Genomic DNA, 12,780 nt, shown 5'->3' on the forward strand with positions numbered 1-12,780 from the left:
ACATCACATCGTCGGACGTTCCTCGAGCCCGAGGTCGGTCCATTCCACGGAAGGATGTTCGCATGCCAAAAATGCAACCTCGGCTTGCGGCGGGGGCCAGCCTCATCGGCACGACAATCGAGTACTACGACTTCTTCGTATACGCGACAGCAGCAGCTCTCGTCTTCAACAAGGTGTTCTTCCCCGGTCTCGGAGAATTCGGTGGCACGTTGGCATCACTGTCCACCTTCGCGGTGGCATTCTTCTTCCGGCCGTTGGGCGGCATCGTGATCGGGCACTTCGGTGACAAGGTGGGTCGCCGTCCCATGCTGATTCTGACGCTGACCATGATGGGTGTGGCCACGGTCCTCATCGGAGTGCTGCCGACATTCGCAACCATCGGCGTCGCCGCGCCGATCCTGCTGGTCCTCCTGCGCGCCGTGCAGGGTTTCGCCCTCGGCGGTGAGTACGGCGGCGCCGTCGTCCTGACGATGGAACACAGCCCGGTCGAACGACGTGGGTTCTTCGGCAGTTTCACCACTGCTGGTGGTCCGTTGGCGCTCGTGCTCGCAACCCTCGTGTTCCTTCCGATCACCGCGTTGCCGGAGGAGGCTCTGCTTTCCTGGGGATGGCGTATCCCGTTCATCCTGAGCGCCGTTCTGATCTTCCTCGGCTTCTATCTCCGGCGAACCATCGAGGAGAGCCCCGCGTTCGCCGAGGTGAAGTCGGCCGGCCGACAGGATCGGTCACCGGCGCTGACCATCGTTCGTCAGTACCCGCTGCGGAGTCTGCTCATTGCCGGCATCAGCCTGAGTGCGGGTGTCTCGTTCTACGTGTTGGCCGTGTTCGGTCTGTCGTACGGCACGGGCACAGTCGGGTTCAGTCGTCAGACGATGCTCGAGATCATCATGGTGACCATGATCTGCGCCTTCGCATTCATGGTCGCGGCGGGCAGGCTCTCCGATCGCATCGGGAGGCCGAAGTGCATCGTTGCCGGAATGGTCGGACTCGCCGTATGGGCTTTCCCCTGGCTGTGGCTGGTGGGTAGTGGCAACGCCTGGCTCGCGTTGGTGGGCTGCGTCGTCCTGTGCATCCCGTTGGCGATGAACATGGGTGTCATGGGTGTCTTTCTCGCCGAGTGCTTTCCCCCGGAGGTCCGGTACGCCGGCATCTCGATCGGCTACACGATCGGGCTGATCGTCGGCAGTGGTCTGGCGCCCCTGATCGCGACCACTCTGACGTCCGAATTCGGTGCGTACGCGGTCGGGTGGTACCTGGTCGCCATGAGTCTGCTGTCACTGCTGTCGGTAGCAGTGCTGTTGCGCACCAACGGCCATACAGCTGCCGGCCGTCGGGCCTCGGTGTCGACGTCGAGTGCTCCGCGGGACAAGTCCGACGTGATTCACTGACGGACGGGTGCAGTGCGACTGCGGGACAACGAGAACGAAATCGTTGTTCCGCAGTCGACGTCGTAGCACAGAGTAGGACGATTCAGCCCTTGTCCCTGCTCAGGCCGATGGTGCGCACCCACGCATCGGTGAGCGCTGTCGCTGCTTCGTCATGATCGTGTGACTCGTTGCCGACGAACCACCAGTAGTTGAAATTCGAGGTCATCGAGACGAGCAGACCGGCAGTCGTCTCCGCGTCGATCGTGGTGTCGGCTATCCCGCGATGTTGCCATCGCCGGATCGTGTCCGCCACGCGCGCCACGTGGTCGCGTCTCCTCCTGGTTCGGTCCGTGTGCACCTCGGGGTCGATGGTCGCGACCTGCTCGACCAGTCCGTACATGGCGGCATGCTGCTCGTAGGTCGCGATGTATCTGAGGTTCGATTCGTGCAGACGGGCGATCGGACCGAGAGACTTCGTCGGCTCCGCAGTCGCGGCTTCCAGTACCGCTTGGTTCACCTCGGCGGACAGGATGCGAAACACTTCCAGTTTGTCCTCGAAGTATGTGTAGAAGCTTCCCCGCGCAACTCCTGCTTCCTTCACGATGTCCTCGACCCCGGCATCGATGTAACCGATGTTCTCGAAGACTCGTCGAGCGGCATCGAGTAGGCCACGCCTCGTACGTTCTCCCCGAGCTGTTCCCTTGGATGCGTGGTTGGCGCGGCGTTCCGCAGCTGTACCGACGGGTGTCCATCCACCGCGTGTCAGCGGACCGGATTTCTTTCCGCGGCCGGCCGAGGGCGTCGTGGAACGAGGCACCATTTCCTCCTTCGTCGAGCGAGACGAGCGATGTGCGGCCGTCACTCTTGTCGAGCAGAGGTCCCGCTACACCTCGAGAGCTTAGTGGACCCGCACGTCATGTCCTCGTCGATGACGGCACATCGGTGTCGTCGCGCAAAGCCTCGTAGAGTATCGACAATGATGTCGAATGGGGCTAATCTGTGATCATCGCCTCGGCGCCGTTGCCTACGGGTCCGCCGAGAATGCACGCCGGTCATCTCGATCGGCTGTCGACGGAGGGATGTGGGCCGGTGCCGAACTTGATCTTCACCGCAGAGCAAGAAGAGTTCAGATCCGTGCTCGCGGACTTCTTCGGGAGCAGGTCACCGGAATCCGAGGTGCGGCGACTCATGGAGACATCCGACGGCTACGACGCAGCGTTGTGGCGAGAGATGGGAGAAGGCCTCGGCCTCCAGGGTCTCGGAATCCCCGAGCAGTACGGAGGTTCCGGGTTCTCGCACCTCGAGATCGCTCTGGTGCTCGAGGAAATGGGCAAGGCATTGGTCTGTGCCCCCTACTTCTCGACGGTCGTCCTTGCGGCGAACGCGGTGATGCTCAGTGGTGACGACGATGCCAAGGGTTCCTACCTTCCCGGCATCGCGTCCGGTGAGACGATCGCGACACTCGCATTCACAGACGATCGCGGGCGGTGGGACGCGAACGGAATCTCGGCAACTGCCCGTGAGTCGGAGACCGGCTGGTCCATCACCGGAATCAGCTCCTTCGTGACTGACGGTCACACGGCCGACCTGGTACTCGTTGCGGCTCGGTCCACGTCCGGCGTGTCGCTCTTCGCGGTTCCGGGGGATGCGCCCGGAATGACCAGAACGTTGCTGACCACGCTGGACCCCACCCGGAAGCAGGCGCGCCTCGAGTTCTGCGAGACGCCCGCGACATTGATCGGCACCGAGGGGCAGGGTGAGCCCGTTCTGGACAAGGTGCTCGACCTGGCAGTCGTCGGACTGGCGGCAGAACAGGTGGGTGGAGCTCAGCACGTTCTGGAGATGGCAGTTCGGTACGCGAAGGAGCGCATTCAGTACGGCAGGCCGATCGGAAGCTTTCAGGCGATCAAACACAGGTGCGCGGACATGTTGTTGGAAGTCGAATCGGCGAGATCCGCTGCCTACCAGGGTGCGTGGTGCAGCGTCGAGGGTGGCGAGGAGCTCGCCGAGGTTGCGGCTCTTTCCAAGGCGTACTGCTCGGAGACGTATCTCGACGCTGCGACCGACAACATCCAGATTCACGGGGGTATCGGATTCACGTGGGAACACCCGGCGCACCTGTACTTCAGACGTGCCAAATCCTCGGAGCTCCTGTTCGGCAATCCCACACATTGGCGTGAGATCTTCGCCGACCGCATCGGGCTGTGACATGAGGATTCGCGAAACGACAGAGGTGAGGGCGACATGAGATTGCCTGCCGGTGAGGGGTCCTACGGCACGATCGTCGGGCTCGGAATGACAGACAACACGGTCGACGGCCGATCGGCTGCAGATTTCGCCACGGAAGCAGTTCATCTCGCTCTGGACGACGCCGGACTCACCCTCGACGACGTCGACGGACTGGTGACCTCCAGCGGCAAGTCCGGTGGAGTCGATGTGAAGCTGGCAAGCAGGCTCGGGCTTCGGGACCTCGGCTTGCTGACCCAGATTTCGCAGGCGGGGTCGACCGCGAACGCGCAGATCCAGTTGGCGGCTCTGGCAATTGCCGGTGGCCTTGCCACCACCGTGGTGTGTGTCCACGCCGATGCTCCCTTGACAGCATCGAAGCGCGCGCGTGATGCGTACCGCCCGTCGGCCGGCGCGGTCGGTACCGGTTTCCGCGGGTTGTCCACCGTGGCAGGCCCCCGAAATCCGAACGGCGGCTATGCGCTTGCCGCGCGCAGGCACATGAACCGGTATGGCACGACGAGCGAGCAGTTGGGCGCGATCGCCGTCGGGCAACGCGCGTGGGCAGCGTCGAATCCGCGCGCCAGGTTCCAGGAGCCCATCACTGTGGCCGACCACCAAGCATCACGGTGGGTCGTGGAGCCGCTACATCTACTCGATTGCTGCATGGTGTCCAACGGCGGTGTGGCCGTCGTCGTGACCACAGAAGAACGCGCACGGGATCTGGCCCAACCTCCGGTTCATGTCCGAGGCTGGGCACAGAGCCACCCGGGCTACCTGATGGAACGCGGATCGGACTGGGGTCTGACGACGGGCGCCGCCGCAGCCGGGCCTGCAGCTCTGAAGATGGCCGGCATGACCCCTGCCGATATCGACGTCCGGCAGATCTACGACTGCTACACGTACACGGTCCTGGTCACATTGGAAGATTACGGATTCTGCGACAAGGGCGAGGGCGGCGCACTCGCGGCCAGTGGTGCTCTGGCACCGGGAGGCGCGTTGCCGACCAACACGGGAGGCGGACAGTTGTCCAGCTTCTACCTGTGGGGGATGACTCCGCTGTCCGAAGCGATCATCCAGATCCGCGGCCAGGGCGGTGCCCGTCAGGTCCCACGGCACGAGACCGCCATCGTGAGTGGCAACGGTGGGATCCTCGATCACCACAGCACCCTTGTCCTGGGAGCGCAGTCTCGATGAGCGAGAGATCAGTCTCGAATACGACGGCGGCGCAGCAGTACACCGTCGAACGCAACGCCGCGTCAGCGCCTTTCTTCGATGCCGCACGGAGCGGAACGCTCCTGATTCGGGTGTGCCAGACGTGCGACCACTTCTACGCCCCGCACGTCAGACGTTGCCGCGACGGCAGCGAACTGGAGTGGCGTGCCGCGCGGGGTACAGCCACCCTCGTGACGTGGGCAGTGGATCATTCGCCGGCGATCAGCACCGAATTGTCCAGTAGTAACGGGGGACCGCCGGTGATCGGCATCGTGGAACTGTCCGAAGGTCCGTGGATGTATACCGCTCTGCCCGGCGTTCGCGCCGCATCGCTGAGCGATGGCATGGACATGCACCTCGAATTCCTGACGCTGGGCACCGGTGAACCGGTGCCTGTCTTCGCACCGACCGTCGAGCACCCCGAAAGCGAGCAACCACGATGACAGTCGACCATGCGGATCAGCTGGTTCTGGCCGAGCGGCGTGGCTCGGTCGGGCTACTCACGATCAACCGACCCGCGTCGCGAAATGCGATCAGTCGAGCAGTCACCGTCGAGATGGCCGGCGCGATAGACATATTCGAAGAAGACGATCGTGTTCGCGTGTTGGTGGTGACAGGTGCTGGTGACAAAGCATTCTGCGCGGGCGCCGACCTGAAGTCCATGAAGGAAGGTCGCCCCGTCGTTCCCGAGCTCGGCGGGTTGGCCGGTTTCACGTCGCGGACGTTCCGCAAACCGGTGATTGCAGCCGTGAACGGTTTCGCGCTCGGTGGTGGCACCGAAATCTGCTTGGCATGCGACTTGGTCGTGGCGGACGAACGTGCATCGTTCGGGCTGCCGGAGGTCAGGCGGGGGATCGTGGCCGCCGCCGGCGGTGTGGAGAAGCTCTCGCGCAGAATTCCTCCGGCAGTTGCCCTGGAGATGATCCTGACCGGGGAGCCCATCACCGCGCGGCGAGCCTTCGACCTGGGGCTCGTCAATCGCGTCACTCCCGACGGCGGAGCTCTCGGTGGTGCACTCGAGCTCGCGGACCTGATATGCAAGGGCGCGCCGTTGGCTGTCCGTTATTCCAAGGCCGTTGCGCGTCGGTCGAGTTCGATCGGCGAGTCCGATGCGCTCGAGGAGTTCGACTCCCTTCGCCGAGAGGTGTTCCGGAGCCAGGACGCAACCGAAGGACCACGCGCTTTCGCGGAGAAGCGCCAACCGAACTGGACTGGGAAATGACCGGGAACAAGCCGCTGGCGGGACTTCGAGTAGTGGACACGTCCGATGGTAAGGGCGAGATGTGTGGTCGCTACCTGGCCGACCTCGGCGCCGAGGTGATCCTTGTCGAACCCCCCGGGGGCGCGTCGAGCCGCACCTGCGAACCGATCTGCAGAGGCGTCAGCACATACTTCGCCACGCACAACGCAAACAAGTCGAGCGTCGTCATCGACCTGGACGACGAGAACGGGCGCGCCACTTTTCTGGGGTTGCTGGCCACCGCCGACATCTGGATCGAAACCTCGGCTCCAGGAACACTATCCGTGATCGGCCTCGATCCGATCGACGTACAGCGTCGTTTACCCCAGCTCGTGGTGGTGTCGATCACCGACTTCGGGCAGACCGGCCCACGCAGGGACGAGGTGGCCACCGATTGGGTGCAGATGGCCGTAGCGGGAATACTGAGTCGTTCCGGATCGCCCGACGCGGCGCCCATGATGCCCCCTGGCGCTCTGGCCTACGAGTCGGCGTCGATCCAAGCCGCATGGGCCACGCTACTGGCGTACTGGAACCGCCTCGAGTCGGGCGCGGGGGACTACCTGGACTTCTCGATCTCCGATGCCGTCGCGCAGGTGCTCGACCCCCCGTTCGGTTCGATCGGAACTGCGGCGGCTGCGACGGGTGACGGAGAGACCAGCCAGGATCGTTCCGCATTCCAGCCGTACCCGATTTTTCCCTGTCGTGACGGGCACGTGCGCATCGTCGTGCTGGCCGCCCGACAATGGCGCGCCATTCGACAGTGGTTGGGTGAGCCGGATGCTCTGGCCGATCCGGAGCTCGAGCTGGCGCACAGGCGATACGCCCAGGCCGATCTGGTCAATCCGTATATCGCAGAACTGTTCGCCGAGCGCACGTCCATGGAACTCGTAGTGGAGGGCCAGCGACGAGGCGTGCCGATCGCGCCCGTCCTGACCCCCGACGCGGTACTCGACAGCGAACACTTCGCCGCCCGAGGTGCATTCGTCGACCTCGAGGTCGCACCCGGAGTCGTGGGCAAGATTCCGTCCGGCCTCGTCGAGCTGGACGGAGAGCGGGCCGGAATCCGGCGGAGAGCACCCGAGTTGGGCGAGCATCAACATCTGCTCGACAGCATCGTTCCGTATCTCACGAGTACTCCGTCTCCGACACCCGTACCCGCGGAACGCAGACTTCCCCTGCAGGGAATTCGTGTGCTCGATCTCGGCGTCATCGTCATGGGTGCGGAATCGGGGCGGCTGTTCGCCGATCAGGGCGCCGACGTGATCAAGGTCGAGAATCGGGCGTACCCGGACGGTTCACGAGCCGTACTGCAACGTCCGATGACTCGACGCTTCGCCATCGCGCAACGGGGCAAACGCAGTTTCGGCGTCGATCTGCGAAGTGACAACGGCAGGAGCATCTTTCGGCGTTTGGTCGAGCAGGCCGATGTCGTGCTGTCGAACTTCAAGCCCGGAACTCTCGACAAGCTGGGGATCGGCCCGAGTGCCCTTCGTGAGATGAATCCGAGAGTTGTGGTTGCCACGAGTAGTGCGATGGGAGCAACCGGGCCGTGGAGCAACTGGATGGGATACGGCCCGCTGGTTCGCGGGGTGTCGGGCCTGACAAGTCTGTGGCGCGATGCGGGCGACGGTGGCCGATTCGGGGATTCGGCCACCGTCTACCCGGACCATCTGGAAGCAAGGGTGGTCGACATCGCTGTGCTGGCGTGTCTCATCTCGCGTAGGCACCACGGAGTCGGTGCACTTGTCGAGGCGTCTCAAGCGGAAGCAATCCTCGTGGCGATGTCCGATCTCTTCCTCGCAGAGTCGATCGAGCCCGGAACCGCGGTGCCACACGAAAACTCGATCGACAGTCAGGCGCCGTCCGGTGTGTACCGGTGCGCCGGCGACGACGCGTGGTGCGTGATCAACGTCCGCGATGACGACGACTGGTCGAGAATGCTCGAGGTCGTCGACGCCGCGACCCTGTCGAATTCGGCGTTCGACACCGTCGCGGGGCGGATCGCCGATCGGGCCGAGATCGACAGGGCCGTGACCTCGTGGACCAGTACTCGCGATCCCGCCGAGGTCGCCCGAGCGCTGCAGGGAGTGGGTGTTCCGGCCGGCGCTATGAGGCACGTCGGCGAATTCGGATCGGACGAGCATCTGCAGGCGCGCGGTTTCTTCAGAACCGTGACGCACCCCTTGGTCCGACGTCCGATCATCATGGAGAACGGCTTGTGTCCTTCCACGCGGATGGCAGACCCTGTCCTCGATCCTGCTCCCTTGCACGGTGAACACACGCGCGACATCGCAGCCGAGTTGCTCGGCATGACCGACGATCAGATCGAGTCAGCACTCGATGCAGGGGTCCTCGAGGAGTCACCGACGCCGGTATCTGCCTAGCTGTTCGAGTCTGCGCTGCACGGACCGCAAAGAACTCTGGCCCCGTCGACGACGGGGCCAGAGTTGTTCGTCCGACATTCAGCTGCTTCGCGGAACCTCGCGGAACGGCAGATTCTTGCCCACGACCGGTTCACGCGGAAGTCCGAGAACCTTCTCGCCGATGATGTTCTTCTGGATCTCGTCGGTGCCGCCGGCGATGGATTGTGCAGGAACGGACAGTAGAACCTCGGCGATGATGCCGTCGAGCGGTGCGTCGGAACCGGCGAGCATGCCGTCGGCCTGCTCGATGAGGGTGTGAACCTTGCTTGCTTGCTTGGCCAGCTTGCTGAGCGCCAGTTTGCCGAGTGAGCCCTCGGCGCCCGGGGGCCGGCCGAGTTGCTGAGCGGCGCGTGCCCGGTCAGCGGTCCATCTGGTTGTTCGCTGTGTGGTGAGCAGCCGTGCAATCTCCTGCCGAACGACAGGATCCTGGGCTCGACCCGTTGCGATGGCCCGCTCGACGACCAGGTCGACTCGACCGAGGCGCTGGGGATACCACCGGTATGTCTCGAAGTAGTGCTCGGCCTCGTGCCTCGCCTCGTCGAGTGCTCGGCCGGGCGCGGTGGAGTAGTCCGGTCGAACCAGAGTCCCCGCGCGTCGCTCGAACGCAAGCGTGGTCAGGGCGACGGACCAGCCGTCGTCCACCTCGCCGATCACATATTCCTTGGGAATCCGGGCGTCGGTGAAGAAGACCTCGTTGAACGAGCTGTAATCGTTCATCTGCCGAAGTGGACGAACCTCGACACCGGGCTGATTCATGGGAATTGCGAAGTAGGTGAGTCCACGGTGCTTCGGCGCGTCCCAGTTGGTCCGCGCCACCAGAATGCCGAAGTCGGCGTGGTGCGCACTCGTATTCCACAGCTTCTGACCGTTGACAACCCACTCGTCGCCGTCGAGAACCGCTCGCGTGGTGAGACCGGCCAGGTCGGAGCCGGCACCGGGCTCACTGAACAGTTGGCACCAGGACTCCTGTCCGGTGAGGATCGGACGCAGGAAGCGCTCGCGGACGACGTCGCTCCCGTGGGTCAGGATTGTGGGTCCGGCGAGAATGGTGCCGTTTCCGACTGGAGTCCCCACGGCGCCGGCGGCAAGAATCGCCTCCGCGACGGCAGGGTCCGTCCACTCCGGCCACCCGCGTCCATGCCAGTTCCGCGGCCAGGCGGGTACGGCCCAGCCCGCGTCGAGAAGCAGGGTCCTCCACTGCACGAGGCTTCGGTCCGGATCCCAGTTCTCGGCGACCCATCGCTGAACTTGCTCGCGCAACTCCACGGCGGTTGCCGGCGGCGCGTCGATCGCAGAAGTAATGGTCATAGGGGCACTTTAAGGCTATTCGACACTCTTGTCGAGTGTGGATTCCGTCTGTACAGTCGGCACTCATGTCGCAGATCGGTGAAGAACATGTCGTGACGATGCGCGTCGATCCGTCTCACGTGATGATGTTCGCGCGAGCGCTGGGGGAGCTGGACGCGTCGTTGCCCGAGCCTGGCGACGAATCCGTGCCGGTGACGTTCCCGGTCGCGGCGGCGCAGTTCGACCCGGATAACGAGTTACGGCCCACCAGCGCCCGTCCGTGGTTCGGCTCGGGCCGCGAGGCCGGGACGCCGCGACCCACCGCAGTGGAGGGAACTCGATTGCACGCCGAGCAGCACTTCGAGTACCACCGACCGATACGTGTCGGGGACGAGCTGACGTCTACCCGGTCTCCCGGGGCGAGGTGGACGAAGACCAGCTCGAAGGGGGGAGAACTCGAATTCTTCGAGACGCTGACGCATGTCGTGGATTCCTCCGGAGAGCCCGTGCTCACGATGCGCAGTGTCAGCGTCATCGTCAAGGAGAAGGGAGAACTCCGATGATCGACGCTGCAATCATCGGCCGTCAGTACCGGTGCGTGTTGGTCGACGATCTCACGAGAACTCAGATCGTCCAGTACGCAGGCGCTTCGGGCGATTACAACCCGTTGCACACGGACGAGAGGTACGCCGTCGAGGTCGCCAAGAGCCCGTCGGTCTTCGCGCACGGAATGCTGACGGCGGGCATGACGGCGCACGGTCTCCGAACCCTGTTCGGTACTGCGCCGGTGCTTCGTTTCGGAGGCCGATTCCTCGACAAGGTATGGCCGGGAGATTCGCTGACCATGACCGCGACCGTGGCGGGAACGCAGGATCGTGGCGACCGAGACGTCGTCACCCTCGACCTCGTGACCAGTAACCAGCACGGCCGCGCCGTGTACAAGGGGTCGGCCGATCTGGTTCTCGACTCGATACCCGACCGACTACCGCAATGTTCGGAATCCACATCGTCGAGAGAGTAAGACATCATGCGTCGCACCATCTTCGACCTCGACCACGAGGCATTTCGCGAATCGGTCCGTACGTTCCTCGAGCGGAACGTCGTGCCTCGTGCCGATGAACTCGTCGAGAAGCGAACGGTTCCGCGTGATGTCTGGATCGAGGCCGGCAAGCACGGCTTCCTCGGCCTTCAGGTACCCGAAGAGTACGGCGGATCCGATGCACAGGATTACCGGTACACGGCCGTCATCACCGAGGAGTTCGCTCGGGTCTCGGCCTCTCTGTCGTCGTGCCTCGGCATTCACATCGACGTTGTCGCTCCGTATCTGACGGAGCTCGCCTCGCCGTCGCAGCGGGACAAGTGGTTACCGGGGTTCTGCTCGGGGGAGACGTTGACGGCGATCGGGATGACCGAGCCCGGTGGAGGTTCGGATCTTGCAGCGCTGAAGACCACCGCCGTGCGAGACGGTGACGGTTGGGTTCTCAACGGGTCGAAGACCTTCATCACCAATGGTTACTCGGCTGATCTCGTCGTGGTCGCGGCACGTACCTCCCCCGGTGGCGGCGCACGCGGAATTTCGCTGTTCGGGGTGGAAGCGGCGATGCCCGGTTTCAGTCGCGGACGCAAACTCGACAAGGTGGGACAGGTCGAATCCGACACGGCCGAACTGTTCTTCGACGACGTGTTCGTGGATCAGTCTGCGGTGATCGGCGAGGTCGATCGGGGGTTCATCCACATGATGGAGCGCTTGCCTCAGGAGCGTCTCGGATGTGCCGTCTCCAACGTCGCGCACGCATCCCGAATTCTCGAGGAGACGATCGAGTACGCGAAGAACAGGAAGGCCTTCGGGCAGGCAATCGGATCGTTCCAGTACAACAAGTTCACGTTCGCGGAGATGGTCACGAAGATCGACGCTGCACAAGCATTTCTGGACCAGGCCATCATGGCCCACGTCGAGGGGACACTGTCGGCGGTCGACGCGGCGAAGGTGAAATGGTGGTCGGCAGAAATCCAGAACGACGTGATAGATCGGTGCCTGCAGCTGCACGGTGGTTACGGATACATGAACGAGTACCGGGTCGCCCGGGCGTGGCGGGACGCCCGTGTCACGAAGATCTGGGCAGGGTCGAACGAGATCATGAAGGAGATCATCGGCCGCGACCTCGGATTCTAGCGACGTCGGATGCAGCCGGGGCGTGAGTCGGCGTCACGACGCTATTGTATTCGACTTACATGTCGACTATGTTCGGTCCATGGGTAACGGCGATATCGAAGTCGAGTCGGCAGCGGATCACGTCGCCACGATCGAGATGCGCCGCGGCCCTGACAACTACTTCGACACAGCGTTGATCCAGAGGCTCGGCGAGGCGCTGAACGAGTTGGCCGAGGACGGGTGTCGGGCGGTCGTACTGTGCAGTGAAGGCCGGAACTTCTGTGCAGGAGCGCGTTTGAAGCCGATGTCGAGCTCCGGCGCCGCGGAGGGCCCACATCTCTACGACGTCGCGATCACGCTGTTCGAGCAGCCGTTGCCGATCGTCGCAGCCGTCCAGGGTGCAGCCGTCGGGGGAGGGCTCGGATTGGCTCTGGCCGCAGATTTTCGCGTTGTGGCCGATAATGCGAGATTCACGGCCTCGTTCGCTCGACTGGGATTCCACCACGGCTTCGGTATGACGGCGACGCTCCCCGCTGTCGTCGGCTCGCAGACGGCCCTGGACTTGTTGTTCACGGGCCGCAGGGTCGGCGCCGCCGAGGCGAAGAGCATCGGCCTGTGCGACGACGTCGTCCCCGCCGATGAGCTCCGGGCACGCGCTCGCGCCCGAGCACTCACGATTGCGCAGTCCGCGCCGTTGGCGGTTCGGTCGATCAGGGCAACCATGCGCAGGACTCTGGTCGACGATGTCCGTGCAGCCGTCTCGCGGGAGCGCAGCGAGCAGGAGCGCTTGATGGCAACAGCCGATTTCACCGAAGGCGTGACCGCGATGTCGGAGCGCCGTGATCCCGATTTTCACGGCGCCTGACGTCG

General features: G+C 63.9%; 12 protein-coding genes. 10 read left to right on the forward strand and 2 right to left on the reverse strand.

Translation table 11 applies throughout. The features are described 5' to 3' along the window. Nucleotides 1–62: 62 nt before the first annotated feature. Nucleotides 63–1,388: an MFS transporter gene (locus tag ASG69_RS03550; protein ID WP_082546981.1), complete on the forward strand. Its 1,326-nt coding sequence runs from the start codon at nucleotides 63–65 to the stop codon at nucleotides 1,386–1,388. An 82-nt stretch (nucleotides 1,389–1,470) separates the two neighbouring features. On the opposite strand, the gene ASG69_RS03555 is transcribed toward ASG69_RS03550, so the two are convergent. Then, on the reverse strand, nucleotides 1,471–2,187 hold the full coding sequence (locus tag ASG69_RS03555) for a TetR/AcrR family transcriptional regulator (protein ID WP_056449036.1): 717 nt from the start codon (nucleotides 2,185–2,187) through the stop codon (nucleotides 1,471–1,473). 221 nt (nucleotides 2,188–2,408) lie between these two features. Between ASG69_RS03555 and ASG69_RS03560 the strand changes: the two genes are divergently transcribed. Genes ASG69_RS03560 through ASG69_RS03580 form a run of 5 tightly spaced genes read left to right on the forward strand, consistent with a single transcriptional unit; the run spans nucleotide 2,409 to nucleotide 8,432 of the window. After that, nucleotides 2,409–3,575 carry an acyl-CoA dehydrogenase family protein gene (locus tag ASG69_RS03560; protein ID WP_056449039.1) on the forward strand — a complete coding sequence of 389 codons (1,167 nt, stop codon included), beginning with the start codon at nucleotides 2,409–2,411 and terminating at the stop codon, nucleotides 3,573–3,575. A 36-nt stretch (nucleotides 3,576–3,611) separates the two neighbouring features. Next, the gene (locus ASG69_RS03565; protein ID WP_056449041.1) at nucleotides 3,612–4,790 is read left to right on the forward strand and encodes a thiolase family protein; all 1,179 of its coding nucleotides are present in this window, start codon (nucleotides 3,612–3,614) and stop codon (nucleotides 4,788–4,790) included. Next, nucleotides 4,787–5,251 carry a Zn-ribbon domain-containing OB-fold protein gene (locus ASG69_RS23245; RefSeq protein WP_056695666.1) on the forward strand — a complete coding sequence of 155 codons (465 nt, stop codon included), beginning with the start codon at nucleotides 4,787–4,789 and terminating at the stop codon, nucleotides 5,249–5,251. The genes ASG69_RS03565 and ASG69_RS23245 overlap by 4 nt, the downstream gene beginning before the upstream one ends. After that, nucleotides 5,248–6,030, forward strand: a complete 783-nt coding sequence (locus ASG69_RS03575) for a crotonase/enoyl-CoA hydratase family protein (RefSeq protein ID WP_056449048.1) — start codon at nucleotides 5,248–5,250, stop codon at nucleotides 6,028–6,030. The genes ASG69_RS23245 and ASG69_RS03575 overlap by 4 nt, the downstream gene beginning before the upstream one ends. Continuing rightward, on the forward strand, nucleotides 6,027–8,432 hold the full coding sequence (locus ASG69_RS03580) for a CaiB/BaiF CoA transferase family protein (protein ID WP_056449051.1): 2,406 nt from the start codon (nucleotides 6,027–6,029) through the stop codon (nucleotides 8,430–8,432). The genes ASG69_RS03575 and ASG69_RS03580 overlap by 4 nt, the downstream gene beginning before the upstream one ends. A 78-nt stretch (nucleotides 8,433–8,510) precedes the next feature. On the opposite strand, the gene ASG69_RS03585 is transcribed toward ASG69_RS03580, so the two are convergent. Next, on the reverse strand, nucleotides 8,511–9,779 hold the full coding sequence (locus tag ASG69_RS03585) for an acyl-CoA dehydrogenase family protein (RefSeq protein WP_082544710.1): 1,269 nt from the start codon (nucleotides 9,777–9,779) through the stop codon (nucleotides 8,511–8,513). A 65-nt stretch (nucleotides 9,780–9,844) separates the two neighbouring features. Between ASG69_RS03585 and ASG69_RS03590 the strand changes: the two genes are divergently transcribed. The 4 genes from ASG69_RS03590 (at nucleotide 9,845) to ASG69_RS03605 (ending at nucleotide 12,775) form a co-directional block, all read left to right on the forward strand. Further along, nucleotides 9,845–10,321, forward strand: coding sequence for an FAS1-like dehydratase domain-containing protein (locus ASG69_RS03590; protein WP_056449058.1), 477 nt, complete (start codon nucleotides 9,845–9,847; stop codon nucleotides 10,319–10,321). Then, nucleotides 10,318–10,779: a MaoC family dehydratase gene (locus ASG69_RS03595; RefSeq protein WP_056449061.1), complete on the forward strand. Its 462-nt coding sequence runs from the start codon at nucleotides 10,318–10,320 to the stop codon at nucleotides 10,777–10,779. The genes ASG69_RS03590 and ASG69_RS03595 overlap by 4 nt, the downstream gene beginning before the upstream one ends. Before the next feature lie 6 nt (nucleotides 10,780–10,785). Beyond that, the gene (locus ASG69_RS03600) at nucleotides 10,786–11,931 is read left to right on the forward strand and encodes an acyl-CoA dehydrogenase family protein (protein ID WP_056449063.1); all 1,146 of its coding nucleotides are present in this window, start codon (nucleotides 10,786–10,788) and stop codon (nucleotides 11,929–11,931) included. A gap of 79 nt (nucleotides 11,932–12,010) precedes the next feature. Then, nucleotides 12,011–12,775, forward strand: coding sequence for an enoyl-CoA hydratase/isomerase family protein (locus ASG69_RS03605; RefSeq protein ID WP_056449066.1), 765 nt, complete (start codon nucleotides 12,011–12,013; stop codon nucleotides 12,773–12,775). Nucleotides 12,776–12,780: the final 5 nt, after the last annotated feature.

Source organism: Rhodococcus sp. Leaf225 (genome assembly GCF_001426145.1).
In the GTDB taxonomy this organism is placed as follows: domain Bacteria; phylum Actinomycetota; class Actinomycetes; order Mycobacteriales; family Mycobacteriaceae; genus Rhodococcoides.